Origin of the sequence: Paraburkholderia sp. GAS348 (assembly GCF_050434205.1) — a bacterium.
Classification (GTDB): domain Bacteria; phylum Pseudomonadota; class Gammaproteobacteria; order Burkholderiales; family Burkholderiaceae; genus Paraburkholderia.
On the sequence record NZ_JBNPVT010000009.1, the window covers coordinates 151,459 to 177,649 of the forward strand.

Consider the following 26,191-nt stretch of genomic DNA (forward strand, 5'->3'; position numbering starts at 1 on the left):
CACTCCTTAAGCGGCGCCGATGTGGCGCATCAGGCGCGCCTTCACATCGGGCGGGGTGATAGTGGGACGCGGCAGGCCATCGGGCGTGCCGCGGCGAATCGCCAGTCGCGCGAAGCGCGGGCCGTGGGGCGACGGCGCTGTATCGAACAGCTCATCGATCACATTGACGTCGTCGCTTTCAACCGCCGACGCGTAACCGCAAGCCGCGGCGACACCCGCAAACGATACTTGCGACGACACCGTCGCCTGACCGCCGGTCGAGTCGTGCGCGCCGTTATCGAGCAACACGTGCGTGAGATTCGACGGACCGTACGCACCGAGCGTCGCGAATGCGCCCATGCGCATCAGCGCGGCGCCGTCGCCGTCGAGCGCGACCACGTGGAGGTCAGGACGTGCGAGCGCGAGACCCAACGCGAACGGCGTCACGCAACCCATCGAGCCGACCATGTACAACTGGTTGGGACGGTCGTCGATGGCATAGAGTTCGCGGCCGCAAAAACCGGTCGACGCGAGCACCACCGTCGATTCGACCGGCGTGTGCGCGATGACTTTCTGCAGCGCATCGTGACGTGAAGCCAATTCATTCGCCGCGACGTTCCTGAATTGCGCACGCGGCGCCACCGGCACACGGCGGGCACCAGCGTGGCCCTCTTTCAATTCGTACGGCGCCACGCTGCCCTTTTGCATCACGAGCGCGTACGGACGGCCGGTTTCATCCATATAGGTGATGGCGCGATCCAACGCCGGACCGATCGCGTCGGCTTCGGTCGGGAAGGTCTCCCACGGAATCTCCATGGTGTCGAGCATCGCGGGCGTGACCGGGCCCATCAGCGCGTGCTGCGGTTCGTCCGCGACGCCGGGTTGCCCGCGCCACGTCACGATCAGCAATTGCGGCAGACGGAAGGTCCACGTAAGGGAGGTCAACGGGCTCACCGCATTGCCGAGGCCGGAGTTCTGCATCATCGTGACGCCGCGCCGGCCGTTCTGCGCGCCGAGCGTAACGCCCGCGATCAACGCAACCGCATCGCCTTCATTGGCGGCCGAGACGTAATGCAGCGACTCATCCTGCAAGACGTAGTTGATGAACGGCGTCAGATACGAGCACGGCACGCCTGCATACCAGTCAAAGCCGCGTTCGCGCGCCGCTTCGACGAACTGTGCTGCCTCGATCATTGCGCGGCCCCGCTGGTTGTCCCCATCTGGTTGCCGACCGCTGCCGCGAACGGCGCCTGCGCATGTGCGAAATCGCCGGCACGACGGAAGTCGTCCAGATCGTTCACCCCGCGCCAGTGGCCGTGCACGTATTGCACTTCGATCGCTTCACCCGCTTCGATCAGCGCATTCAGCAGCGCGGGCATATCGAGCGAATCGAAATCCGGGCGCGCCTGCAGTTTGCCGAGTACCGCTCGCAGACGCTCACGCCCCTCGCCGCGCACATTCAGCAGACCGACCCAGCGGCCATGCGGCGTTTGCGAAGCGATGGCGGACGTTGCCTCCTGCCCGCTCGACACGTGACGCAGCGTGACCTTGTTGCCGAACAGACCGCGATCGTCGCCCGCCGAGCACCATGCGAAGTCGCGCACGCTGGCGTTTTCCGCATCGGTCAGCGACGAATCGACCACCACGCTGAACGCGGCTTCGCTCTCGACCAGATCGCGCAAGATGTAGCTGCGGAACAGCAGATCGCCGTACGAGATGACGGTGTCGCCTGCGAGTTTATCGACTGCGCAGACGAGCGACGCCAGCTCGCCAGTTTGTGCGTGACGTTCATTGACGACCAGCTTGATACCGGCAGTATCGATCGCATCGGCGCGATAACCGCCGACCACGGTGATGTCATTGACACTCTGCTTCTTGAATGCATCGACGAGCCAGCGCAAGAGCGGCTTGCCCGCGATCGGCAGCATGACTTTCGGACGATCTTCGGTGACGGCTTCGAGCCCCTTGCCGCGGCCTGCCGCGAGCACGACGGCCGCACCGGCCGCGCGTCCGCTCGACAGATAGCGGTCTTCGGCTTCCGAGTATTCGTCGGCGTCTTGCAGACGGAAGATTTCGTTGACTGCGGCGATGCTGTCTTCGACGTTGACAAGCGTCTCGCTCGAATGAATTTCCTTGGCAACGGCCTGCATGGCCGAGGTCGCTGCGCGGATCAGATGATTCGCCCAGATGACCGTGCTGATGCCAGCCTCGCGGAACACTTCGGTGGGCGTGCTGTAGTACTTGGTCGGCACGATGACGAGCGGCGCGCGGCCGGCCCATTCGCGCGCGAACTCGAGAATTTCATCGGGACGCGAGAGCTTGCTGTGAATCAGGATCGCATCGGCGCCGGCTTGCCGATAGGCTTCCGCGCGGCGCAGCGCTTCGTCCATGCCCCAGCCGGCGATGAGTGCTTCGACGCGGGCGACGATCGAGAAGTGTTCATCCGACTGCGAGTCTTTACCGGCTTTGATTTTGCCGCAGAACTCGTCCATATCGGCAAGCGGCTGGGCTTCGCCGTTAATGAAGCTATTCGTTTTCGGGAATTGTTTGTCTTCGATACAGACGCCGGCGATGCCGCGTTGTTCGAGTTTGCGCACGAGACGGCGCACGTTGTTGAAGTTACCGTAGCCGGTATCGCCATCGAGGAGAATGGGCAAATCGCTGGCGTCGGCCATGAATTCGAGGGTATCGACGACTTGCGTCCAGCTGGCTTCGTTGTTGTCGCGCACGCCGAATTGGGCGGAGATCGCGAGGCCCGAACCCCAGATCGCTTTGAAGCCGGCTTCGCGGACGATACGGGCGGAGAGCCCGTTGTGGGCCTCCATCATGAATTCGAGTTCGTTGCTGACGAGCATCTGGCGCAGGCGTGCGCTGCGCGAAGCGGAGATGAATGCAGGTTCGCGGGCGTTCAATTTCTTTACTCCTGGTGGCGGGCTTATTGGGGCTCTTTTTTGCCCGGCTAGCGGCTGGAAAATGGCGACTATAGCCGAAATCGTTTTTATTCGTTTTTTCGGCGGTATTCAAATTTCTATTTTTGCGGTTACGTGGAAAAATGTGTTGTTTTTTGCGTTTTTCAATGAGGGGATTGGGGTTTGGACTTTTTTGGCGTTGTGTGGAGGAATGTGATTTCCCCTGCCTGGGATCGGTTTGGCGCGGTTTTTTGCCTTCGTTTTCTTTTTTTCTTATTTGATTTGCATTTGGGCTTTTTATTGCATTGCTTTATTCGAATTTTGTATTAATTATGTTATCGGTTTATTAGCGTTCGCCCCCCGTGCGGGGCAGGCACACTTACTTTCTTTGCCACCGTCGCTTCGACGCCGGCAATTGCGCAGCGAGGCACGTGAACACGGCCGCGCACCATGGGCTCTCCCCTTAACCGCTAACGAGAAAGCCGTGCGGCAAAGCACGAGATGACGCGCGAGCCAGCCCGCTCGTCAACCACCCTCCTCGTCCGTGCCCGTGCGCCCACCCTCGCGGATCTTGCCTTGCGACACGCTGCTGCCCGGCGGCACGCTATGCGTAAGCCACACGTTGCCGCCAATCACCGAGCCACGCCCGATGGTCACGCGGCCGAGAATCGTCGCGCCGGCATAAATCACGACGTCGTCTTCAACGATCGGATGCCGCGCGTTGCCCTTGACCAACGTGCCGTCAAGGTCCGCAGCGAAGCTCTTCGCGCCAAGCGTCACAGCCTGGTAGACGCGCACGCGTTCGCCGATGATCGCGGTCTCGCCGATCACTACGCCCGTGCCGTGGTCGATAAAGAAACTTGGGCCAATGGTCGCGCCCGGGTGAATGTCGATGCCGGTCGCGGAGTGCGCGATCTCGTTGATGAAGCGCGCGAGCAAGGGCACGCCGAGGCGATGCAGCGCGTGCGCAAGACGATGGTGCGTCATCGCCCACACGCCCGGATAACAAAGCAGAATTTCAGTGATGTGCTGGGCGGCCGGGTCGCCGGTGAAAGCAGCCTGAATATCGCTGACCAGCAACGCGCGAATGCCGGGCAACTGCGTGCCGAACTCTCGCGCAACGTTGAACGCGCGCGCCTTCAGATCCGCATCGGGCGTTTCCCCGAACTCGGGCAGAAAGCGCAAGGCGCGCCGTATCTGTTCGGCGAGCAATCGCAACGTGCTTTCGAGCGTGTGGCCGACGTAGTAGTCGACCGTTTCGTCAGTGAGATCGGGGGCGCCGTAGTGCGTGGGAAACAACGCCGCGCGCAAGCCAGTGACAATGGCGATCACCGCTTCGCGCGATGGCAGCTCGCGAATACCGAGCGGATGCCGCGTGCGATGCAATTTTTCACGCGACGCGCGCAAGTCCGCGACGATCTGTTCGAGACCCCAGTTGGGGGAAGGCACGTTAGGCATAAAAGAACGGCGCCGTGCGCAAGGCACGGTTCAGAGTGATTGTCCCAAGAGATTACCGCGTTTTACAGCCGCTCGCGCAGCGCACCGCGGCTGCCCGGTATGCTGGGCCACGCGTGCCCGATGCCCGGTGCCCGGTGCTTCAGATGGTCACGCTGCTCGCATCGATCCAGCGCACCGCCCAGTCGCGGGCGTGCGCGATAGCGGTGGCTTCGTCAGGGAAGCGCAAGTCAGTGGGGAAAAACCGGTTGGCGACCAGTTCGCCGTCGCTCGAGCGGGAGATGACCACATAAGGTTGCCAAGTACCATCGCCCGCGCGCGCCGGCGCACAATTCAGCAAATAGCCGCGATGTGTGAATGCAGCATCGAAGTGCATGTGTCACCCGCCCTGACGGCCCCGTAAGATGTTCTGAGTAGCGCGCGTCTATTCGTTGTCGGCCATGTAAAAACAACCGGGCACATGTCGTCAACGCATGTCGCCAATTTAACCGCGCTCCACTTGTCGGAGTAAGATCATACTCTGTAGAAAATAGGCGTCCATTAAAAAAAACGAAAGGAATCCAGGGACGCAATCGCCGGGTGAAACGCCCGCATACATCACTGCGCATAGCCACGAGGCAACTGAGGCGCCGCGCGCAGTTCAAACTCACACGCACAAAGACGTGGCGCAAGGCGGAACGGGTTTTGTTGCACTTCAACCATGTCATCTTCAACGGAGAATGCATGATGAACAGCGATATCAACAAGCCGGCAGACGCCGGCAAACAGCCGCGCACCATCGGCCCGTGCACGACCGAACTGCATAACGACCGCACCCATGACAGCACGGTCGACACTGACGGCAAAAATCTCGAAGCCGCCCGCATCGCCGGCCACAGCCCGATCTCGCCCGACGAAATCACGACGAGCAACGCGACCCTCGTCAACAGCGTGCCCGAGGCGCAAGACGGCATGGCCGGCTTCGACAGCCGGGTTGGCGGCAATCATCTGCTGCTGGCGCTCGAACCGGGCTACACGGTCATCGACAAAGGCATGGTCGAGCCGCAAGGCGCCGAGTCAGCGGACGATCTGTTCGACGACCCGCGTCCGATCCGCAGCCGTCGCGAACGCGGCCGCATTCACTACGCCCTTAATCATTTTCGGCCCACTCGCGTGATCGAATTACATCGGGCGAAATAAGTAATCGCGTTGCGGGTATTCGTTTGAATGACGCCGCTTGCACCGATTAATCAGGCAATTCCAAAGCGCGCTCCGTTTGAATGACGGTGCGCGTTTCGGCACGGATTAGAAACTCGGGGTTGCAGGACCTGCAAGCCGAACAAGCTATTTCCGCCCGCCGAACGCGGAGACAATCAACTGCATATTCAAAACTAAACGGAGCGGCAGATGAAAAAGATCGTCGTGATCGGCGCAACCGGCACGGTCGGCCAAGCAGTGAGCGCAGCATTGAAAGCGCGCCATGAAGTCATCGAAGTGGGCGCGACGCGCGGCCAGTATCGCGTCGACAGTACCGACCCGGCCAGCATCGAGCGGCTCTTTAGCGAGATCGGCAAGGTCGACGGCGTCGTCACCACCACCGGCAAGCTGCATTTCGGCCCACTACCGGAGATGAGCGTCGAGCAGTTCTGGGTCGGCCTGCGCGACAAGCTGATGGGTCAGATCAATGTGGTGCTGGGCGCCCAGCGCTACGTGAACGACGGCGGCTCGTTCACGCTGACGAGCGGTATTGTCGGCGACGAACCGATCCGCGAAGGCGCTAACGCAACCACCGTCAATCTGGCCCTGGAAGGCTTCGTGCGCGGCGCCGCGATCGAATTGCCGCGCGGCATCCGGATCAACGTGGTAAGCCCGACGGTACTGACCGAAGCGCTCGACGCCTATGCGCCCTACTTCCGCGGCTTCGAGCCGGTGACGGCCGAACGCGCGGCGCAGGCCTACTTGCGCAGTGTGGAAGGCGCGCAAACGGGCCGGGTGTATCGCGTGGGGTATTGATATTGAGCCCTTGGCAGCTCAGTGAATCTCCGGCTCGCCGACTGCATCCGTGTGCGCGCCGCCGCGCGGTGCGCGAGCGATGGCCGAACGAGCGCAAATCGTTCAGGCCGTACCAGCGGTGGCTGCGCAGTTCTTCAGGTTTCTTTCTCGTCGTCAACGTCTGCTCCACGATGCTTTTTTTGGCGCCCCCCGATCCCTCGATCCCCCAAGGGGACTTTTTTCGGGGCGGGGACTTCCTTCGGGGCGGGGACTTCCTTCGGGGCGGGGACTTCCTTCGGGGCGGGGGACTTCTTTCGGGGCGGGGGACTTCCTACGGGCGGGGGACTTCCTTCGGGGCGCGCCTCAGTGACTCAGCGCCTCAGCGCTTCTGCTCCTTCACCCGCGACACGATCTGCGTCGGGCTGACGAATTGCAGCGCGATCAGCACCCAGATCAGCGTGATCGCCATGTAGATCATCGCCATCGCATCGATCGATTGCGGTGCGCGCACGCCGGTTGAAAATACCGCGTAGTACAAGGCGACCACGAGCGTTTGCGTCGCGGGCCCCGCCGTAAAGAATGTCAGTTCGAACATGCCGATGGTCCGCACCAGCACGAGCAGCCCCGCGGCCAACATGCCGGGCACCAGTAGGGGCAGCAGCACGTAGCGGAAATAGCGGAACGTGTTCGCGCCGAAAATGCGCGCCGCCGCTTCGAGATTGGGATCGATCTGCTCGATGAACGGCGTCATCACCAGGATCACGAACGGCAGCGCCGGGACGAGATTCGCGAGAATTACGCCGCCCAGCGTGCCCGCGAGGCCGACCTTGTACATCACGGTCGCCATCGGAATGCCATACGTCACGGGCGGCACCATCAGGGGCAGCAGGAAAATCAGCATCGCCATGCGCTTGCCGGGAAACTGCACGCGGGCGAGCGCATACGCCGCGGGCACGCCGAGCAGCACCGACAACACCACCACCGCACCGACCACTTCGACGGTGACCCACAACACGCTCGCCAACTGGAAATCGCTCCACGCCTGCGCATACCAATGCAGCGTAAAGCCTTGCGGCAGCAAGGTGCCGAACCAGCGGGTCGCCACCGAATTCACCGCCACGGTCGCAATCAGCAACACCACGTTGACGAGGAAGAACACCATCGCGCCCCACACCAGCACGTGCCAGATGCGGCCCGGCACACTGGCGCGCTGCTTCACGCGCTTGCTGGGTTGCTGGGCGCCGTCGTTGTTTTCGTTCGATGTGGACGCGGACCACGAAGGATGCGCGGCGTGGCGATCGCTAGCCATCAGCCTTTGCCTCCCGTCACCGGACCGCTGTAGAAGAAACGGCGCGCGCCGAGCATGGCGGCGACCACCACCAGTTGCACGAAACCCATCACCATGGCGATCGCGGAAGCAAGCGAATAGTCATAGCTTTCGAACGCGGCTTCGGCCGCGGCGATCGACATCACGCGCGTCGGGCCTGCGGGCGCCCCCAGCAGTACCGCCGATGGAAACACCGAGAACGCCTGCACGAACGATAAACACGCGGCCATCGTTAGACCGGGCACCAGCAGCGGCAGGTAGATGCGGCGAAACTGCTGCCACGGACTCGCGCCGAGCGTGGCCGCAGCGCTCGCGAGCGTCGGATCGATGCCGGTCACGTATGACAGCGTCAACAGAAACGCAAACGGAAAACCCGACACGATCAGCGAGATCAGCACGCCCCAGAAGTTGTGCGTCAAACGCACTTCGTCGGTGTAGAGATGCAAACCTTGCAACGCCTGCGGAAACCAGCCGTTCGGGCCGAAGTACGTGAGCATGCCGTCGGCGATCAGCACGGTGCCGAGCGTGACGGGAATCACCAGCAGCGTCGTGACGAGTTTCTGGTAGGGTGAATTGCGGCGCAGCGCGAACGCCACTGGAACCGACACGCCGACATTGATCAGCGTTGCGGGTACAGCGAGCTTGAGCGTGACGAGAATGGTCGGCCACATCGACGTGTCGGTGAAGAACGTCACATAGTTGGCCCACAGGCCGCCGCCGTTCATCGGCCGGAACGACAGCACCAAACCGTACGCGAACGGATAGATGAACAACGCGACGATGAAGATCAAAGCCGGCGCGACCAGCCACGCTTTGGCGTCGCGCGGCGCAAATGGTACCCGTGGCGGCGACAGCGTGGGCGTGTTCATACCGCCTCTGCGTCATAGACGAGCGTGCGTGACGGCGGCACGTGCAGGCTGATGCGTTCGCCCTCTTCGAATTCGCCAGTAATGCGCGCCCACAAGTCGCCGAACGCGGTCTTCACCCGCAGCAGGGAATCGTGGCCGCCGTATTCCACGGTTGTCACCAGCGCGTCGAAGGCGTTTTGCGCGCCAGGTGCTGCACGCTCCATATCCTCTGGACGCAAGGCGACGCTCACGCGCTTGCTGTTGAAACCGGCCATCGGCGTGCCAATCAGACGCACGCCGTTCGCGTTCACCGCAACCGCATCGCCTTGCGCGCCTTCGAGCGTGAATTCAGTCACGTTGCGATAGCCCATGAAACGCGCGACGTGCAAATTCTGCGGCCGCGTGTAGACCTCCTTGGGCGTGCCGACCTGCTGCACCACCCCCTCTTTCATCACGACGATGCGATCGGCCATGGAAAGCGCCTCGTCCTGATCGTGCGTCACGTAGAGCGTCGCGCGCTCGAGCTGGCTATGGATGCGGCGAATCTCGGCACGCATTTCAATGCGCAGTTTCGTATCGAGATTCGAGAGCGGCTCGTCCATCAGAATCAGCGGCGGTTCGATCACGATCGCCCGCGCAATCGCCACGCGCTGCTGCTGACCGCCCGAAAGCTGCCCGGGCAGCTTACGTTCATGCCCGACAAGTTGCACGAGCTGCAACGCTTCACGCGCCCGGCGCATGGTTTCGCTCTTGCCGACGCCGCGCATCTTCAATCCGAAGCCGACGTTGTCGAGCACGCTCATATGCGGAAACAGCGCGTAGTTCTGGAACACCATGCCGAAGCCGCGCTTTTCCGGCGGCAGCACGTCGATGCGCTTATCGTCGAGCCAGATGCCGCCGCCGCTCAACGGCTGCAAACCGGCGATGCAATTGAGCGCCGTCGATTTACCGCAGCCCGAAGGTCCGAGCAACGCGATGAACTCGCCACGCTGGATATTCAGATTGAGACCTTGCAACGCCGCGACCGCCTGGCCCTCCGCATTTGTGAAACTGCGGCTCACCGAAGCGAGCCGCAACTGTTCAAAGTGATGCTTCATGGCGGCTTCCTGATACGCGTGACGCTTGACGTTTGACCCTCGAGTCGCGGCGGCCCAATAGAACGGATGCGACAGCAGCTACATGGCGGTTTTCTGCGTGCATGGCACGCGAATCTCGGCGGACCGAACGAACGCGTGCACGGACTCATTCAGCGACTACTTGGTCTTCTGTGCGCCGACGTCGCTGTCCCACTTCTTGAAAGCCGCGACCATTGCCGCCGCATTGAGCGGCAAAACATGCGGACGCTCGGCCAGCAGTTTTGCGTACTCCGGCCGACCGTATTTCTTCAGCACGTCCTGGCTGTGCGCGGGCGCCTGCTCGACGCTCACGCCCTTGATCGCCGGCCCCGGGTAGAAATAACCGTCGTCATAGGTCATGGCTTGCTGCGCCGGTTCGAGCATGAAGTTCATCAGTTTGTAGAGCACGTCGAGCTTTTCCTTCGGCACGCCCTTCGGAATGACCATATAGTGCGCGTCGTTCACCCACGTCATGTTGTCGAATGCCTGCACCCGGAATTCCGCCGGCACAATGCCGAGCGCACGCGGATTGATGTCCCAGCCGGTAACGGTCACGGTCATGTCGCGCGTGCCCTCGCCAAGCTCTTTCATGACTGCCGACGTGCCGCCCGGATAGTAAGGAATGCAATCGTTCAGCTGCTTGAGGAAGGCCCACGTCTTGTCCCAGCCGTGAATCGGATCCTGTGGATCCTTGTCGCCGAGCACGTACGGCAAGCCCATCAGGAACGTGCGACCCGGACCGGAGTTCGCCGGCCGGGCGTAGATCAGCTTGTCCGGATGCGCCTTGCACCATTGCAGCAATTGCTCAGGCGTTTTGGGCGGATCGTTGACCTTGGCGGGGTTGTATTCGAGCAACGGACCAGCCGGCATATACGCGACTTCGAGACCGAAGCCTTGTGCGAGGTCCTGCATCTTGCGCGGACCAGGCGCGTATTTGTCGAGCACGCCGGGGAAAGCCGCCGCATTGTCCGGCAACAGCTTCATCCAGAGGTTCTGTTCGATGCCGGCGGCCAGTGCGTCGGTGCCGGTCAGAACGAGATCGATATCGGAGCGGCCAGCGGCCTGCATCGCCTTGATCTTGCCGGGCAACTGCGGCGCGGGCGCGTTGGTGAACGTGAGATTGGCGACGAGATCCGGATACTTCGCCTTGAAGGCCTCGAAGCCCTTCTGCGTGAGTTGAAGATCGCCGGCCACGTCGACGATATTGAGCGTTACCTGATCGGCCGCGCGCGCCGCGGATGCCAATGCGGCGCTTGCCACGAGACTTACGGACACCAGCCTGAGCGCCAACCTGCCTGAAACAGTCATTGCGTCTCCTCGCTTCTTGGTATGGAAGTCCGCCGACCAGATGCGCTGCTGGCGGTGTCTCTCTACCAATGGAACATAGCGAAGCGGAACTGCCGATGTCAAGCAAATAGTCGCCACCGCGCCTTGCTGGCCAATCTGCCTGTTTTGACGGGCAATCGTTGCGGCTCAATGGCTTGCGCGCTTTATCCAAGGGCAAACCCGGAGTCGGCATGCGGATTGAGCAACAGGTTGTCAGGCAAGCCGCGCTGGCACTGCGCATCCAGAGGCGCGTACTCAACCGCCCTGGACGCCCTGCGTATTCACATACAGCGAATACAACCCGTGGCTTGCCGCCATGAACAAGCGGTTGCGATGGCGTCCGCCGAAGCACACGTTCGCGCAGCGTTCCGGCAACGCGATATGGCCGATCGGCTCGCCTTGCGGCGTAAAGACGCGCACGCCGTCGAGTTCGTCCGTGCCCATGCCCCAGCCGCACCAGAGATTGCCATGCGTGTCGACGCGAAAGCCGTCCGGCGTGCCCGGCCCGGCGTCGATCAGCACACGGTTGTTCGACAGTACAGCGCTCTCGCCGCTAACGTCGACGTCGAACGCACGAAGCTTGCGCGGCACGCCACGCGATTCGACGATGTACAGCACCGACTCGTCCGGCGAAAAGGCGAGACCGTTCGGGCCCAGCACGTCGTCGGCGACCACCGTCACTTCGCCGGATTGGCCGTCGATGCGATACACACACGCGGGCAGTTCTGACTCCTGCCGCTCGCCCTCATAAAAGCTGTCGATGCCGAAGGTCGGATCGCTGAACCAGATCGAACCGTCCGACTTCACGATCACGTCATTCGGCGAGTTGAAGCGCTTGCCGCGATAACGGTCGGCGAGCACGGTAATCGAGCCGTCATACTCGGTGCGCGTGACACGCCGCGTCAGGTGCTCGCAGGTCACGAGGCGGCCCTGGCGGTCGCGCGTATGGCCGTTCGCATTGTTTGACGACTGGCGGAACGTGGTCACCGCGCCGCTGGTTTCGTCCCAGCGCAGGATACGGTCGTTGGGAATGTCGCTCCACAGCAGATAACGGCCGTCGCCGAACCAGACCGGCCCTTCCGACCAGCGCGCGCCCTGATACAGACACTCGACGGAAGCGGACGCAAGAATCAGCGATTTGAAGCGCGGATCGAGCACGCGAATGGAGGGATCGGGATAGCGGCGGCTGATGTCGGTCATGCGTAGGCTTTGGACGATGGAAGTTAATGGGGAAAGCAGGCTGAAGCGCAGTGCGCCCGGCATACGCGCGCGATGCAAGCGCCCGCTTTCGACACCAGGCAACGTCAATTCAACGCGCGCTTCTGCGCGAACTGACGCGCCAATGTGAGCAGGACCTGCGTCGCATGATCGATCTTCGCATGATGTTCGGGCGGCGTCGAACTGAGTAGCGGCAGGATCGGCCCCATGTCGGCAATCGTCGAGAACGTAACCGCATCGTGCAGCACGCGGATTAGCGAAATTTCGTCGTGCGGATGAACGAGCACAGGCCGCTCGCCCATGCCCGACACCACCTTGGCCGCAGGCACGGATCGCAGCAGGCGGCGCAGATACGGATCGTCCGCAGGATTGTCGCGGACGATCGCGTTTCAGATTGGGTTGACAATAATGTTGCCAATCAAAATCTTCAAAAATGCAACTACGAGAAAATTACCCACTTTATCGGCCCGTGAATGTTAATCAGGTCAAACAAATCCGATATAAGGAGTCATTCGTTCCTCTGGTTGCAGAACCAGCGCCGATGCCGTTTCTTTAGAAATTGCAGTCGGCTTGTGAAACGATTTTTAGTGATAGATTGTGAGAATAAAAACAGCCGGACGGATTGCCGTACCGCAATTAACCGCAACGGGACGTTTGCGAGTCTGAGAGAACCAAATTGTCGCTACATTTTATCGAGGAAATGGCACCGCTACTGAACGCCGCAGATGAAGCGGAATGGTTCGGCGCGATCACGGCCCTTGCCGAAACGTGGGGCTTCGACAAGCTTTTGATCGCCATGCTGCCGCGCCCGACCATTCGCCTTGAAGACGCCTATGTGCGGAGCACCTACGCGCCGGCGTGGCGGCGCACCTACGACGAGCAGGGTCTCGTCCACATCGACCCGACGGTCTCGCATTGCGCGACGCGCGCCGCGCCGCTGATCTGGTCGCCGGACATTTTCACGACCGCGCCGCAACAATCGATGTACGAGGAAGCCCGCGCGCACGGCCTGCGCGCCGGCGTGACGTTGCCGATTCATGGGCCGAACCAGGAAGCCGGCATGATGTGCTTCGTCAACGACAGCAATCCGACCGGCGAATTCTGGCGTCATATCAACGTTGCGTTGCCAAACCTGGTGTTATTGCGCGATCTGGTGATCGATACCAGTCAGCGCCATTTGACTACGCATGCCCAGACTTTATTGCCCAAGCTCACGCCTCGCGAACGCGAGTGTCTGAAATGGACCGCGCGCGGCAAATCCACCTGGGAAATCTCCCATATCCTGAACTGTTCGGAAGCCGTGGTGAACTTCCACATGAAGAACATCAGGACGAAATTCGGTGTGAATTCACGGCGCGCGGCGGCCGTGATCGCCGCGCAGTTGGGACTTATTGACCCGGGTTGAGCAAGGCGGCGGCGTCGCGGCTGGTCAGGACCCGCTCGGCCCGGCCCAGATCGGCGTCCGAAACGGTTTTGGTGAAGTAGAGGCCCAGCAGGATCGACACCGGCGGCGGAATTTCGGCGCCCGATTCGAACCGGCTGCCACGCGACTGCGTCACGCCGAAGCGTGCCCAGAAACGGCGCTGGCTCTCTTTTTTCTTCTTGCGGTAGGCAATGATCAGAACGCGGTCCACCGCCGATGAAGGCTCTGCCGGGCGAGTTTGCACGGAGGGTTGCGCCTGCCAGTGGTTGTCGAGAAGTTCCATTTTTGTGTCCCGTCGGTTGAGTGCTGAGGCTTATCTCGAATTCTGCGTTACCCGATAAGCATGCACACCTATCCAGGTAGATAGGTGGCGAAAAGATTCAAAATGCATAAGTTTTCTTGCGTATTGGGTATCCCAACACGTTCAGGAGAACGTCATGCAAACAACGATCCGGATTGGAATGCGGCAAGAATTTGACAACGCGGACATCAACGAGATGTACCGCCTGCGGGCGCGGGTGTTTCACGGGCGGCTCGGATGGGACATTCCGACCATCGCGGGCATGGAGATCGACGGCTACGACGCCCTCGGGCCGCACTATATGCTGATTCAGGGCGACGACCGGCACGTGCGGGGCTGCTGGCGCCTGATGCCGACGGAAGGGCCAAACATGTTGAAGGACACCTTTCCGCAATTGCTGCATGGCGCGGATGCGCCAGTCGGGCGGCACATCTGGGAACTGAGCCGGTTCGCGATCGAAACCGGCGGCGAGGAGCAGTCGTTCGGCTTTGCCGACCTGACGATGCAGGCGATTCACGAACTCGTGACGTTTGCCGACCGGATGGGCATCACGCGTTATGTCACGGTGACCACCACGCCGATCGAACGGCTGCTGCGCAAGACCGGGATCGACATCAGCCGGCTCGGGTCGCCCCTGCAGATCGGCGTGGAACGGGCCGTGGCGCTGGATATCGCGGTCAGTCCGAAGACCCGCACCGCCCTGTTCGGGCCGATGGCCGCCGCCGCCTGACGCCTTGAAGCGATCGAGGCCGGGCCGCCGTGGCGGTTGCCCGGTCGCGCCCGACCCGCTGCTGCTGACCCCGATCGAAGTTGCCCGGCTGAGGTTGCCGGATTGCGGCGGGCTGGGAGCGGTTACGTGGTGGTCGCGGCCCGCTGGAGAGACGCGCGGGATTTCAGGAACCGAACATCCTCTCAAGCGCATTCTCAAGATGCGCGCGCATTGCCAGCCCCGCTGCAGGGCCATCCTTGCGGCGGATCGCCTCGAGCACGGCCATATGTTCGTCCTGCACGAGCCGCTGCCGCTCCACCGTCTTCACGAGCGACAGATTGCGCGACAGGTTCATGCTGAACAGGATCTGCTCTTCGATGAACGACATGACCGTGACGAAAAACGGGTTCTTCGAGGCGCGCGCCACCGCCAGGTGGAATATGAAATCGTCCTGCGCACCGATGCCCCGGGTTTCGATGATGCATTCCAACTGGTCCCACGCATGCTGGATCGCGGCGATGTCGTCGGCATCGGCCTTGAGCGCCGCCTGCCCGGCCGCGCCCGCCTCGGTCACGATGCGGAATTCATAACAGCGGCGAATGTCGGACAGCGTTTCGAGCGGCGCAAACCGGCGCACATCCGGGTCCGGCCGCCGCGCAACCGTGGTGCCCGAGCCGTGCCGCGTCATGATGATCCCGTCCGCCCGCAAGCGTGCAAGCGCTTCGCGCACGGTTGGCCTAGACGTCGCAAAGCGTTCGGCGAGCGCATGCTCGGTAGGCAGCCGCTCGCCTTCCTTGTACTCGCCGTCAAGAATGCGATTGAGGATGTCGCTGTAGATCTTGTCGGGCAAGCCCGTCGTTTTGTGCTCGTTCATCAACGGTGCTGAAGCAGCTTGTCTGAGTAGTTCCTGATTGTAAGGCAAACCTGGCCCTGGATTCCCGGCAGCGTCGCAGAGCGTTGTGTGCGCCAGGCGACCTTGCCCGTGCTGCTGATTCCGTCCGCGGCGGCAAGGTCAGTGAAGACGCCTGAACGCGTGGCGACGCACGTTGCAACTGCGCGTGCTTGCCCCAAAGGGCGGCACGCGCAGCACCCTATCTTCAAAATCAGAGCAAAGCACGTTCGCCAGAATACATAGCAGTCCATAACCACAAGCAGCAACGCGAGGGTGACATCGCTCAAGATGCCTAACTGCATGGACGCGTCATTTTGTCGCTAAGCGGGGGGCATGGGCGGTGGGACAATCAGTTGTTACTCCGACAAATGGCTGCAGAACATGCTTATCCCTACCGCTGTGACTCGCTCCGCCGGCGCCGCTGCCGATTCCACTGTGATTTCGCCGCCGGCGCGTGGCGGCCGTCGTGCCGCACCGGCAAAGGCGAGTGCGCGCACCGCTGCTCGCTGTTCGAGCTGTTCGATGCGGGCGCTCTGCATGCCGCAAGGCCTGTCGCCTGACGAACTGACGAAACTCGAAGCGCTCATTTGCACCGCGCGTTCGGTGCAGCGCGGCGAAGCGCTGTATCGCAGCGGCGACCGCTTCGACAATATCTACGCCGTGCGTTCCGGTTCCATGAAAACCGTCATGGCGCACCGTGACGGCCGCGAACAGGTCACCGGGTTGCGCCTTGCCGGCGAAGCGCTCGGCCTCGACGGCATCAGCGAAGACATGCATGCATGCAGCGCCGTCGCCCTGGAAGACAGCACCGTTTGCATCGTCCCCTACCCGGCCCTCAAGTCCCTGTGCCGCGAAATCAGCTCAATGCAGGACCGACTGCACAAACTGCTGGGCGAGCAGATCGTCCGCGAAGCTGGGCAGATGATGGTGCTCGGCTCGCTTTCAGCGGACGAACGCGTAGCGGCATTTCTGCTCGACGTATCGGAGCGCAACGCGCAGCGCGGCTATTCTTCAGCGGAATTCAACTTGCGCATGACACGCGAGGACATGGGCAGTTACCTCGGGATGACGCTCGAAACTGTGAGCCGCACCCTGTCAAGATTTCAAAAGCGCGGCCTGATCGACGCACACGGCAAACATATCCGGATCGTCGACCTGGAAGGCCTGCAGAAGGTGTAAGCCCTACGCGCAGGACCTGGCCCGCGCCGCCACGTCCCCCGCCATCTGCTTTTTAGCGCGCATTCGCCTTGGCATAGCTCCTGCGAGCGGGTACAGTCTTTAGTCCGTCCCCCGCAAGGAGACTTGGCGAAATGAATCGCGACCCCGCCCCGCATCACCCGCTCGTCCAGCGTCTGATCGACGCGCGTCAAGTCACCGACGCCCTGTTTGCCATCGTCAAACCCGAGTTTCTGTATGAACGGCCGATCCGCGAGCGCCACCGGATCGTGTTTTACCTCGGCCATCTGGAAGCTTTCGATCGTAATCTTTTCGATCAACGCCTGTGCGATCTGCCGGCGTTCGATCCGCACCTCGACCAGCTCTTCGCTTTCGGTATCGATCCTGTCGACGGCGGCTTTCCGACCGATCAACCCACTGACTGGCCATTGCTCGACGCCGTGCGCAGCTACGCGTTGCGCGCCCGCGAGCAGATCGACCGCGAGCTCGATGCACTGAGCGACTCGGCGCATCTCGGCCGCGAGGGGGCACATGCCGAGGCGGCCGAGCAGTTGCTGAACGTCGCGATCGAGCATCGGCTGATGCATGCTGAAACGCTCGCGTACATGCTGCACCAGTTGCCGCTTGCGCAGAAAGTCACCACGTTGCGCGAGGCAGTGCTGACGCGTTCCGAACCGCGTGACGGGTTGTCCTCGATGGTCAACGTGCCGGCCGGCGCGACTGTGCTCGGCATGTCGCGCGAGAGTGGCCGTTTCGGCTGGGACAACGAGTTCGGCGAAATGCGCGTCGACGTGCCGGCGTTCGAAATAGACCGCCACATGGTGACGAACGGCGCATTTCGTGAGTTTATCGAGGCAGGCGGCTATCGCGAACCGAAGTGGTGGACCGACAAGGATTGGGCCTGGAAAGAAGCCGAATATATCGAGCATCCCGCCTGCTGGTCGCAGCAAACCGGAGGCGATCGGCACAGCGCATGGATGCTGCGCACGATGTTCGACGAAGTACCGCTGCCGCTCGACTGGCCGGTGTATGTGAGTCACGCCGAAGCCAGCGCCTACGCGCGCTGGGCCGGCAAAACGCTACCCAGCGAAGCGCAGTGGCAACGTGCGGCACACGGCGCACCGCACGCGATGTCGGGCAATTTCGATTTTCGCAGCTGGGACCCGCAGCCAGTCGATGCGTATCCTGATAACGTCAGCGCGTTCGGCGTGGAAGGCCAATTCGGCAATGGCTGGGAGTGGACCTCCACCGTGTTCGACGCACTGCCGGGGTTTGAAGCGTTTCCGTTTTACCCGGGCTACTCCGCCAACTTTTTCGACGGGCAGCATTATGTGATCAAAGGCGGTTCGGCGCGCACCGCGCAATGCATGTTGCGGCCGGCCTTTCGCAACTGGTTTCAACCGCATTATCAGTATGTGTATGCGGGGTTTCGGTGTGCCTCCTAATGACGAATAAAGCGATAGCTGATTTTATGTGTCAACTTTCGCTTTATTCGTCACCTGCTTGCCGAGGATGACCAGTTGCGGCTGTTCCTTGTCGACCAGCGCCTTGAGCGGCTCGGCGACAGCCAACGGCTGCAGGTCTTCGCCTGACTCGATCAGGATCGCGCGGTCCGCACCGATCGCGAGCGCCGTGCGCAGCGTTTCCTGCGCTTGCGTCACACCGGCCGACACAGCGATCACTTCAGTTGCCACACCCGCTTCGCGCAGACGAACGACTTCTTCAACCGCGATTTCGTCGAACGGATTCATCGACATCTTCAGATTGGCCAGTTCCACCCGGCTCGGATCTACGGTGACGCCTACCTTAACGTTGGCGTCGATCACACGCTTCACTGCCACAACAATCTTCACTATTCCACCTCCTCGAACTCTCCTGACGGAATGAATTCGAACTGATTTTTCGAGGTCCGAGATATCGCCTCAAAGGCGACAGCCGTCAAACCCATCAAGCCGCCCCCGCGACCGGTGCGGCTGATGCACGGGACCGCCGCACTGAGATACGATTTCGGTACCAGTCGGACGATGACGCTACACAGCGCCTGAAACAGCTTCGTAAACCGGCGACGGCTGGAGAAGCAGCCCCAATTCAAAAGCCTTTATCTGCAACGCCAGATATTTCGAATAGATTCGACACTGGGAGAAAGCGCCACCGGTCAGCCACAACCCCGGCTGCGATGTGGGACTCCACATATTCTTTAGCTCCGCTTTCTCGTCACCCCCCACATGCGGCCGACACGCTGTGCCACCTGATCGCCGAACATAGCGCCAACTGCGTGATCCATGCCTTTATACCCGGTAGCCAAAACAACCAATGAGCCTGCTATGCGGTGACCATCTTTTAGGCACACCCCTTCCGCGTCGACGGCATCAATGTCATCGTATTGAATCAATCCGACCTTCCCATCGGCGATCAAATCAGATGCCCGCCGCGCCTTCGTCGAAGCAGAACTTCGAGAACAGCCGGAACGCGGCCGCGAGGTGCTGCTTGCGGTACACGCGCTCCTGCGCCGGGCTATCGAACTCGCGAGGGCGATGGTTGTGGCGGTATCGCGCGTTGGCTTCTTCGGAGAGGCCGGCACCCATTTCAAAGTCGGGTGCGGCTTGCGGTTGCGGGGCATTCATGGTGGCGACTCCTGTCTGGACATCGATGAAGCGGGACATTTGCACGATGGCCTCCATGGAGCGCGAGCCGTGTACATAGTTCTTTGCGTACAAGAATTCAAGAGGGGATGAACGTTGAGCACCGCCAGCATAAGGGATTGAACAACCAGGCGGAGAAGGGGTATGAACAAGGTAGATATTTATGCCCTGCAGCGCATAAACGCTTACCTTGTTCATTCCCCCTCAACGGGTGAAAGCAGCGCGACGCAAGCCTGGTAGCGCGTGGCACCTCGACGAGATGTTCGTCACGCTGCATGGTGAACCGTACCTGCTGTGGCGTGCAGTCGACGAGCATGGCGCCGAACTCGACATCCTGCTGCAAAAGCGGCGCGACAAAGCCGCGCCAAACGTTTCTTCAGGCGCGTGTTGCGCTCGAGCCCGGTACCGCGCAAGATCATCACCGATCAGTTGCGCAGCTATCCGGCGGCAAAAGCGGAGATCCCGGAACTTGCGAACGTGAAGCACGTGTTTGTCAAAGCGGCCGCGCGACTGAACAACCGTGCAGAGAACAGCCACCAACCGACACGCGAACGCGAGCGACGCATGCGTGGCTTTCGCGACCCGAAACGCACACAGAAATTTCTCTCGTGTTTCGGGCCGATCCGGCAACATTTCGCGCTCAAGCGGCATCTGCTACGCGCTTCACTTTATCGCAAACAACTCGCAGCCCAGTTCGTTGCATGGCGCGAATTCACCGAACTCGCCCAAAATCCGTCGACTGCCTTGTGACCAACCAGTCGTCACACCTGCCGTCCTGCCGTCTCACTCTCGGCAAGTTGACAATGCCCTCGCCGCGAAAGCGGATATCATCTTTAACAACAATTGGGAAGACCAAGGACAGCGTAACGCGAGGATCTTAATGGGCATCCTCGGGGCGAACGCAATCCCGCCGTGACGGGGACGGTGACCGGCAGCGGCGACAATCGGTTAATTTGAGACGTTCGACGCCATCCGCACGATCGTCGACAATACGTTCAGCGCGGTTTCACGCTCAAGCAAGCCGCGAAGGCAATGTTCACTGCGAGCCCTCTCGTCCGCCTTCCCTTTGCTCTATTTCTGGCTGGTAAGATGCGCGGAAGTACCTTGCCCAGGAGCGAACACGATGGATCTCGATGCGGCAAGTAGAAGCCGCGGTGTCGCCGTACTCTTGACGCTGTCCGGAGGCTTTCTCGACGCGTATACGTACGTTGGCCACGGCGGTGTATTCGCGAACACGATGACGGGAAACGTGGCACTCCTCGGCATCCACATAGCAGCTGGTGACTGGACCCAGGCGCGGCTGCACATTCCCCCGCTTGTCGCCTTTGTATTCGCGGTATTCATGGTTCACCTGCTGCGCCTCGACGCCGTCGCGAACTCGCTTCCGCGCCCCGCACTTGTCTGCCTTTTGCTTGAAATTTTTTTTCTGACTGTAGCGGCTAGCGGTGTGTGTGGACGCTCAGAGCTTTGGCTGATCCCAGGTATAACATTCGTCGCTACGCTGCAGACCTTGTCCTTCACGCACATCGAGAATCTTACGTACACGTCTGTGATGACAACAGGAAACCTTCGCCGCGCAGCGAAGAAATTGCTCGAAGGACTGATCCCAAGATACGACAAATCGGCTCTTCACGACGCGTCGCTGCTTGGAGCGGCAGGATTCAGCTTCTTCGCCGGTGCTGTGTTCGGGGGGCTCGCAACTAGACTGTTGCACGATGTGGCGTTATGGTTCGCAGTAGGGCTCCTCTTGGGCGCGCTACTGCGGATGGGGCAATTGGCACGCAGCAGCGCCAGCGCCTGACACTACCCGCGCTCAGCAAGCATAGTCGCCGCAGCCATAGCCATCGAGGTCTCCGTGGACTCGCAGTATTATATGTCCGACTAACCGTTGCAAGACATCTTTGGCCGAAGAGCGCTGGCCTCTAAGACGCGTCCTAAGCAAGCAATTCGACTCGAGACAATCTCCGATCAGGGCATACCTGACACCCTCCTAGGTTTGACGCTAACAGTTGCCGGGGCGTACGTCTTCTAAATTTACTTTGGATGTCTACACATTGCTCATTCGGTGCGCGATGTCATGGCCAGATTGGCGACCTGATCGCTCTCCTGCTGGAAGACGGGTCTCATCCTGGCCAGCACCCCAATGTTGGCATCGGCCTTTACATCTCCTGGCACAGGCGCTGTTAGTGGAATTGGCGCACCCAGTAGAAAAATTAGCGAATCTCAGCAGCTTCGTTGCGAAGCGCCATATACAAAGGCAGCGCGGGAGACGGTCTTGTCCGGCTAGCCCCCTCTGCAGGGTGCCACCGCGACTATTTCCCGGACCGAGGGGACGATTAGCGCAGCCAGGTTGTGGCCAGCTCCACGACTTCATTGCCTTTCGCGTTGAGCACGGCCCGCAGCATATACAGGCTGAAGCCCTTCGCATGGGCCCACTCAATCTTGGGCGGCAAGGCAATTTCGTGCCTGGCGACTACGACGTCCACCAGCACCGGCCATGGCCGCGAGAGCGCGTGCGCGAGTGCGCCTTCCAGCTCTTCCGAGTCCTCCACGCGTATCGCCTCGATGCCCGCGCCACGCGCGATCGCGGCGTAGTCGGTCGAAGCGAGCTGCGTATCGTCGTCGAGATAGCCGCCGGCCTTCATTTCCATCGACACGAAGCCAAGCGAGCTGTTGTTGAACACGACGACCGTCAACGGAAACGCCTCCTGGCGTGCCGTGAGCAGATCGCCCATCAGCATCGAAAGGCCGCCATCGCCGCAAAGCGCTACCACCTGACGATCCGGTGCAGCCGCCTGGGCGCCCAGCGCCTGCGGCAAGGCATTCGCCATCGAACCATGGTTGAAGGACCCCAGCAGCCTGCGCTTGCCGTTCATGCGCAGATAGCGCGCGGCCCACAGGGTCGGCGTGCCGACGTCGACGCTAAAGACCGCATCCTCTTCCGCCAGATCGCTTACGAGCTTCGTGAGATATTGCGGGTGGATCGGGCTGCCCGGCGGCGACGGCCTCGCGAATGCATCGAGACCGACCCGCGCTTCGGCATAGTGCTTGCGCGCCGCTTCGAGGAAGCGCCGGTCCGGCTTGCGCTCGAGGCGGCCCTGGAGCGCGGCCACTGTGGCCTTGACGTCACCCACGAGCCCCAGCTCGAGGGGCACGCGGCGGCCGAGCGCGGCGCCGTTGCGGTCGATCTGGACAACCTTCGCTTCGGAGGGATAGAAGTTCCGGTACGGAAAGTCAGTGCCAAGCATGACGAGCGTATCGCACGCCTTCATCGCGTGATAGCCGGAACTGAAGCCGATCAACCCGGTCATGCCCACATCGAACGGATTGTCCCACTCCACATGTTCCTTGCCGCGCAAGGCGTGAACGATCGGCGCGCCGAGAGCGTCGGCCAGCGCCACCACTTCGTCGTGCGCGCCCTCGCAGCCGCTGCCGCACAGCAGCGTGACAGCCTCGGAGCGATTGAGTAGTTGCGCCAGCCTGTCGAGCTGACCCGCTTCGGGAATCGTTACCGAAGCGTCCAACGAGAGCACGCCGGGCTTGTCGTCGGGCGCGCTTTCGAGCGCCACGTCGCCCGGGAGCACGATGACCGCCACGCCGCGCGATTCCAGCGCCGTGCGGATGGCACGGTCTAGCACGCGCGGAAACTGCTGCGGATTGGTCACCAGTTCGACGAAGTGACTGCATTCGCGAAAGAGTTCCTGCGGATGCGTCTCCTGAAAGTAGCCAAGCCCGATTTCGGAGGTAGGAATATGCGCGGCGATGGCCAGCACGGGCACGTGGTTGCGATGGCAATCGAACAGCCCGTTGATGAGGTGCAGATTGCCCGGTCCGCAGCTTCCCGCACACACGGCGAGCTTCCCGGTCAGCGCCGCCTCGGCGCCCGCGGCAAAGGCTGCCGACTCTTCGTGGCGCGTATGGGCCCACTCGATCTTGCCGAGCCTCCGCAAGCTGTCCGATAGTCCGTTGAGGCTGTCGCCCGTCACACCCCAGATGCGCTTGACACCCGCGGCAGCAAGCGCGTTCGTGAGGTAATCGGCAATGGTTTGTCGTGTCATGATCGTGCTCCTGTGATTAGACCAGATGAAGGGCTTTGGCCTCGTCCGCGAGCGTCGCGCGGAAATCGGGGTGCGCTAGCCCGATCAGCGCCCGTGCCCGCTCCGTCGACGACAACCCCTTGAGATTCGCGACGCCGTACTCGGTCACGACGATGTGCGTGTCCGTGCGCGGCGTGGTCACCGGCCCCGAGAGCTTCGGCACGATCTTCGAAAGCGCGCCGCCCTTCGCCGTGGAATGGAACGCGATGATCGACTTGCCGCCTGCCGACCCGTAGGCACCGCGAACGAAGTCGAGCTGGCCGCCTGTCGCGCTGTACTGATGCCCGTTCACATGCTCGGAATTGCAGGCGCCGGTCAGGTCCATCTCCACAGTCGAATTCACCGAGATCATCTTCGGGTTCTGCGAGATGACCGCCGGATTGTTCACGTAGTCCACCGGGTAGCTCTCGATGGAGGGGTTGTCGTTCATGAAGTCATACATCGCCTGATCGCCCATGGCGAAGGTAAAGACCGACTTGCCGCGATTCACGGCCTTGTTGCGGTTCGTCACCACGCCGCGCCGGATCAGGTCCACGAGCCCAGGCGTCAGCAGTTCGGTATGCACGCCCAGGTCGCGGTGGCCATACAGCGCGCCGCACACGGCATTGGGCAGCGCGCCAATACCCATCTGCAGGCAGGCGCCGTCGGGAATGAGGTTTGAGATCAGATCCGCGACTACATGATCCTTCTCGCTCGCCGGCTTCGGCAGCAGTTGCGGCAGCGGATGATCCGATTCGACAATGGCGTCGACCTCGGAGATGTGCAGCAAGGAATCGCCGAACACGCGCGGCATGTTCGGATTGACCTCGACCACAAGGCGGCGAGCGGAGCGCGCAACGGCGCTCGTGTAATCGTTGTTGGTACCGAACGTGAAATAGCCGTTGCTATCCATGGGCGACACCATCACCAGCATCGTATCGACCGGAATATGGTCGCTGAAAAGACGCGGCGACTGGCTGAAGGTGTTCGGCACGAAGAATACGACCTTGCGGTCGCCGTCTTCGGCGCCCTGGCGGATCAGCTTGCGCTCGGGTTCGCCGAGGAACATGCAGTGCGGCTGGATACGCCCCATCAACTCGTATTGCAGTAGCGTCTTGCTCAAAAACGACTCGGCGTGGAAGTAATAGACCTTCAGCGCGTCGACATCGCCCGCACTCGCACGCGCCGTCAGCGCGGCCAGCAGCGAAGGCGGCTGGGACATCGCCATGCCGAGCGCTACAGTCGACCCGCTCGCGATCGACGATACCACTTCTTCAGGTGTACGAAGTTTTGAGGAATAGACAGATTCGTCATTCATGGCCGTGCTCCTTAGTAGTTGGCTTCCGCTTCCGGCGAATGGCCGCGCCGGTAGATCAGCATCGTGCGCTCGAACGACATCACCAGCTTCCCGTCCTGATTGACCCCGCGTGTGAGGACCGTGACGACGCCTTGCGTGGGACGGCTTTTCGATTCGCGCTTGTCCAGCACCGTCGATTCCGCGTAAAGGGTGTCGCCGGCAAAGACCGGGTGCGTCGCGCGCACGTTGTTCCAGCCCAGATTGGCCACCACCTTGGCGCTCACGGTGCTAACGCTCATGCCCGTCAGCAGCGCGAGCGTGAAGGTGCTGTCCACCAGCATCTTCTTCCACTCGGTGTGGCTCGCGTAGGCCTGGTCGAAGTGCACCTGCTGCGTGTTCATGGTGAGCAGGGTCGTCCAGATGTTGTCGACGTCCGTGATCGTCCGGCCCGGGCGATGCTCATAGGTGTTTCCGATCTCGAAGTCTTCGTAGTAAAGGCCGGAGACCTCGCGAAAGCGGTTCTCCGCGATCTTGCGGTAGGCAGCGATGGATTCGCTCATGACATTCTCCTGGTTGAAATTGAAAAAAGAGCGCCTAGGCACGCGACAGAACGCGCCGTGCCTCACGGGCGATCGCCTCGTCGACCATACGGCCATCGACCACCGCCGCACCTTCTCGTGCGGCCTCGATCACGCGGTGCGCCCAGTCGATCTTTGCGGCGTCCGGTGTCATGGCCGCGTTGATGGGTCCGATGTGGGAAGGATGGATGGCCGCCTTGCCGTCGAACCCGTTCGCGGCGGCAAACCCGATTTCGTGCTCGAGTGCGGCGCTATTGTTGATCTCGAAGCATGGCGCGTCGATGGCGCGTATGCCGCTCGCCACGCAGGCGGCCGAAATCTGCACGCGTGCGACGGAAAGCGCGAACGACGCAGGCTGCACGCCAACGTCCCCGGCATAGTCCCCCGCGCCGAACATGACCGCCGCGACACGCGAGGCCGTGGCAAGCAACTCCGGCAACACCACGACGCCCTGGCGCGATTCCACCAGCGGTACCACGCGTGCGTCGCTCGCGACTTCGCGCAGCAGCGCTTCGACCTGCAGGACCGTTTGCGCGGCCTCCACCTTGGGGATCACGATGAAAGCCGGTTGAAATGCCGCGTCGAGCAGCGCGGCCAGGTCATCCAGACCGCTGCGCGAGTTCGGCGTATTGATGCGCACCGCGAGCGCGGCGGTAGAACTGAACGGCTGGCTGAGCAGGTTGCCCAACTGGCGGCGGGCGATGGTCTTTTCTTCGGGACGTACGGCGTCCTCCAGATCCACGATCAGCACATCGGCCCCCGCCGGGCCGGCTTTGGCGAAACGCTCGGGGCGCGTCGCAGGAGTGAACAGCCAGGACCGGGTTTTCGTCTCGACGTCGCGAGCATTCATTGCTTCACCTCCAGAAGTTCGATTGCCAACGGGGTTCATTCTCTGTCCCCATCGGCTCCTGAACAATCGCTGATTGGCGAAGCCAGACTCAACCCGAAC

At 61.6% G+C, this 26,191-nt stretch carries 23 protein-coding genes and 5 pseudogenes; 10 read left to right on the top strand and 18 right to left on the bottom strand.

Going from position 1 to position 26,191, the window contains the following annotated elements; all coding sequences use genetic code 11:
- Positions 1 to 6: 6 nt before the first annotated feature.
- Both aepY and aepX read right to left on the bottom strand, forming a co-directional pair.
- Positions 7 to 1,173 carry a phosphonopyruvate decarboxylase gene (gene aepY / locus P3T22_RS17665; RefSeq protein ID WP_429325628.1) on the bottom strand — a complete coding sequence of 389 codons (1,167 nt, stop codon included), beginning with the start codon at positions 1,171 to 1,173 and terminating at the stop codon, positions 7 to 9.
- The gene (gene aepX / locus P3T22_RS17670) at positions 1,170 to 2,891 is read right to left on the bottom strand and encodes a phosphoenolpyruvate mutase (RefSeq protein WP_429325629.1); all 1,722 of its coding nucleotides are present in this window, start codon (positions 2,889 to 2,891) and stop codon (positions 1,170 to 1,172) included. The genes aepY and aepX overlap by 4 nt, the downstream gene beginning before the upstream one ends.
- On the opposite strand from aepX, the gene P3T22_RS17675 reads away from it, so the two are divergent.
- Complete coding sequence (locus P3T22_RS17675; protein ID WP_429325630.1) at positions 2,866 to 3,105, top strand: hypothetical protein; 240 nt, start codon at positions 2,866 to 2,868, stop codon at positions 3,103 to 3,105. The genes aepX and P3T22_RS17675 overlap by 26 nt on opposite strands.
- Positions 3,106 to 3,413: 308 nt before the next feature.
- Here the strand turns inward: P3T22_RS17675 and epsC are convergent, their stop codons facing one another.
- Positions 3,414 to 4,346, bottom strand: a complete 933-nt coding sequence (epsC, locus tag P3T22_RS17680) for a serine O-acetyltransferase EpsC (protein WP_063498621.1) — start codon at positions 4,344 to 4,346, stop codon at positions 3,414 to 3,416.
- A 139-nt stretch (positions 4,347 to 4,485) separates the two neighbouring features.
- Positions 4,486 to 4,719: a hypothetical protein gene (locus P3T22_RS17685; protein ID WP_063498620.1), complete on the bottom strand. Its 234-nt coding sequence runs from the start codon at positions 4,717 to 4,719 to the stop codon at positions 4,486 to 4,488.
- Positions 4,720 to 5,069: 350 nt separating this feature from the next.
- On the opposite strand from P3T22_RS17685, the gene P3T22_RS17690 reads away from it, so the two are divergent.
- Positions 5,070 to 5,522 (top strand): DUF3005 domain-containing protein, encoded by a 453-nt coding sequence (locus P3T22_RS17690; RefSeq protein WP_429325707.1) that lies wholly within the window; start codon positions 5,070 to 5,072, stop codon positions 5,520 to 5,522.
- Between the two features lie 207 nt (positions 5,523 to 5,729).
- A complete protein-coding gene (locus P3T22_RS17695) occupies positions 5,730 to 6,335 on the top strand; it encodes a short chain dehydrogenase (protein ID WP_429325631.1) in 606 nt (201 codons plus the stop codon).
- 358 nt (positions 6,336 to 6,693) lie between these two features.
- Here P3T22_RS17695 and P3T22_RS17700 read toward each other — a convergent pair whose 3' ends face one another.
- The 6 genes and pseudogenes from P3T22_RS17700 to P3T22_RS17725 form a co-directional block, all read right to left on the bottom strand.
- A complete protein-coding gene (locus P3T22_RS17700; RefSeq protein WP_063498618.1) occupies positions 6,694 to 7,623 on the bottom strand; it encodes an ABC transporter permease in 930 nt (309 codons plus the stop codon).
- Entirely contained in the window at positions 7,623 to 8,510 is an 888-nt protein-coding gene (locus tag P3T22_RS17705) for an ABC transporter permease (protein WP_429325632.1), read from the bottom strand. The genes P3T22_RS17700 and P3T22_RS17705 overlap by 1 nt, the downstream gene beginning before the upstream one ends.
- A complete protein-coding gene (locus tag P3T22_RS17710; protein WP_429325633.1) occupies positions 8,507 to 9,586 on the bottom strand; it encodes an ABC transporter ATP-binding protein in 1,080 nt (359 codons plus the stop codon). The genes P3T22_RS17705 and P3T22_RS17710 overlap by 4 nt, the downstream gene beginning before the upstream one ends.
- Positions 9,587 to 9,742: 156 nt before the next feature.
- Positions 9,743 to 10,912 (bottom strand): extracellular solute-binding protein, encoded by a 1,170-nt coding sequence (locus P3T22_RS17715; protein ID WP_429325634.1) that lies wholly within the window; start codon positions 10,910 to 10,912, stop codon positions 9,743 to 9,745.
- Positions 10,913 to 11,185: 273 nt separating this feature from the next.
- Entirely contained in the window at positions 11,186 to 12,130 is a 945-nt protein-coding gene (locus tag P3T22_RS17720; protein ID WP_063500640.1) for an SMP-30/gluconolactonase/LRE family protein, read from the bottom strand.
- Between the two features lie 104 nt (positions 12,131 to 12,234).
- Positions 12,235 to 12,534, bottom strand: a pseudogene (locus P3T22_RS17725) (dihydrodipicolinate synthase family protein); the annotation flags it as partial.
- Positions 12,535 to 12,848: 314 nt separating this feature from the next.
- Between P3T22_RS17725 and P3T22_RS17730 the strand changes: the two are divergent.
- Positions 12,849 to 13,553 (top strand): helix-turn-helix transcriptional regulator, encoded by a 705-nt coding sequence (locus P3T22_RS17730; RefSeq protein ID WP_063498613.1) that lies wholly within the window; start codon positions 12,849 to 12,851, stop codon positions 13,551 to 13,553.
- Here the strand turns inward: P3T22_RS17730 and P3T22_RS17735 are convergent.
- Positions 13,537 to 13,854 (bottom strand): transcriptional regulator, encoded by a 318-nt coding sequence (locus P3T22_RS17735; protein WP_063498612.1) that lies wholly within the window; start codon positions 13,852 to 13,854, stop codon positions 13,537 to 13,539. The two genes, P3T22_RS17730 and P3T22_RS17735, sit on opposite strands and share 17 nt — an antisense overlap.
- A gap of 154 nt (positions 13,855 to 14,008) precedes the next feature.
- On the opposite strand from P3T22_RS17735, the gene P3T22_RS17740 reads away from it, so the two are divergent.
- Complete coding sequence (locus P3T22_RS17740) at positions 14,009 to 14,602, top strand: acyl-homoserine-lactone synthase (RefSeq protein ID WP_429325635.1); 594 nt, start codon at positions 14,009 to 14,011, stop codon at positions 14,600 to 14,602.
- 163 nt (positions 14,603 to 14,765) lie between these two features.
- Here the strand turns inward: P3T22_RS17740 and P3T22_RS17745 are convergent, their stop codons facing one another.
- A complete protein-coding gene (locus P3T22_RS17745) occupies positions 14,766 to 15,455 on the bottom strand; it encodes a FadR/GntR family transcriptional regulator (protein ID WP_429325636.1) in 690 nt (229 codons plus the stop codon).
- A 60-nt stretch (positions 15,456 to 15,515) separates the two neighbouring features.
- Between P3T22_RS17745 and P3T22_RS17750 the strand changes: the two are divergent.
- From P3T22_RS17750 to P3T22_RS17760, 3 genes and pseudogenes are all read left to right on the top strand, one after another.
- Positions 15,516 to 15,587: pseudogene (locus tag P3T22_RS17750) on the top strand (universal stress protein); the annotation flags it as partial.
- Positions 15,588 to 15,995: 408 nt separating this feature from the next.
- A complete protein-coding gene (locus tag P3T22_RS17755) occupies positions 15,996 to 16,652 on the top strand; it encodes a helix-turn-helix domain-containing protein (RefSeq protein ID WP_063498607.1) in 657 nt (218 codons plus the stop codon).
- A gap of 131 nt (positions 16,653 to 16,783) precedes the next feature.
- Complete coding sequence (locus P3T22_RS17760; protein WP_429325637.1) at positions 16,784 to 18,094, top strand: SUMF1/EgtB/PvdO family nonheme iron enzyme; 1,311 nt, start codon at positions 16,784 to 16,786, stop codon at positions 18,092 to 18,094.
- A 54-nt stretch (positions 18,095 to 18,148) separates the two neighbouring features.
- On the opposite strand, the pseudogene P3T22_RS17765 reads toward P3T22_RS17760, so the two are convergent.
- Positions 18,149 to 18,502: pseudogene (locus P3T22_RS17765) on the bottom strand (electron transfer flavoprotein subunit beta/FixA family protein); the annotation flags it as partial.
- A 570-nt stretch (positions 18,503 to 19,072) separates the two neighbouring features.
- Positions 19,073 to 19,273: pseudogene (locus tag P3T22_RS17770) on the bottom strand (class II aldolase/adducin family protein); the annotation flags it as partial.
- A gap of 226 nt (positions 19,274 to 19,499) precedes the next feature.
- On the opposite strand from P3T22_RS17770, the pseudogene P3T22_RS17775 reads away from it, so the two are divergent.
- Together P3T22_RS17775 and P3T22_RS17780 are read left to right on the top strand one after the other, a co-directional pair.
- Positions 19,500 to 20,041, top strand: a pseudogene (locus tag P3T22_RS17775) (IS6 family transposase); the annotation flags it as partial.
- A 373-nt stretch (positions 20,042 to 20,414) separates the two neighbouring features.
- Positions 20,415 to 21,092 carry a YoaK family protein gene (locus P3T22_RS17780; protein ID WP_429325638.1) on the top strand — a complete coding sequence of 226 codons (678 nt, stop codon included), beginning with the start codon at positions 20,415 to 20,417 and terminating at the stop codon, positions 21,090 to 21,092.
- A gap of 535 nt (positions 21,093 to 21,627) precedes the next feature.
- Here the strand turns inward: P3T22_RS17780 and poxB are convergent.
- From poxB to P3T22_RS17800, 4 genes are read right to left on the bottom strand one after another with little or no spacing between them, the layout of a single operon-like run.
- Positions 21,628 to 23,349: a ubiquinone-dependent pyruvate dehydrogenase gene (gene poxB, locus P3T22_RS17785; RefSeq protein ID WP_429325639.1), complete on the bottom strand. Its 1,722-nt coding sequence runs from the start codon at positions 23,347 to 23,349 to the stop codon at positions 21,628 to 21,630.
- A 16-nt stretch (positions 23,350 to 23,365) separates the two neighbouring features.
- Positions 23,366 to 24,685 carry an acetyl-CoA hydrolase/transferase family protein gene (locus P3T22_RS17790; protein WP_429325640.1) on the bottom strand — a complete coding sequence of 440 codons (1,320 nt, stop codon included), beginning with the start codon at positions 24,683 to 24,685 and terminating at the stop codon, positions 23,366 to 23,368.
- Between the two features lie 11 nt (positions 24,686 to 24,696).
- Complete coding sequence (gene ripB / locus P3T22_RS17795) at positions 24,697 to 25,224, bottom strand: (R)-specific enoyl-CoA hydratase RipB/Ich (RefSeq protein WP_429325641.1); 528 nt, start codon at positions 25,222 to 25,224, stop codon at positions 24,697 to 24,699.
- A 34-nt stretch (positions 25,225 to 25,258) separates the two neighbouring features.
- Positions 25,259 to 26,092: an aldolase/citrate lyase family protein gene (locus tag P3T22_RS17800; protein ID WP_429325642.1), complete on the bottom strand. Its 834-nt coding sequence runs from the start codon at positions 26,090 to 26,092 to the stop codon at positions 25,259 to 25,261.
- Positions 26,093 to 26,191 lie beyond the last annotated feature (99 nt).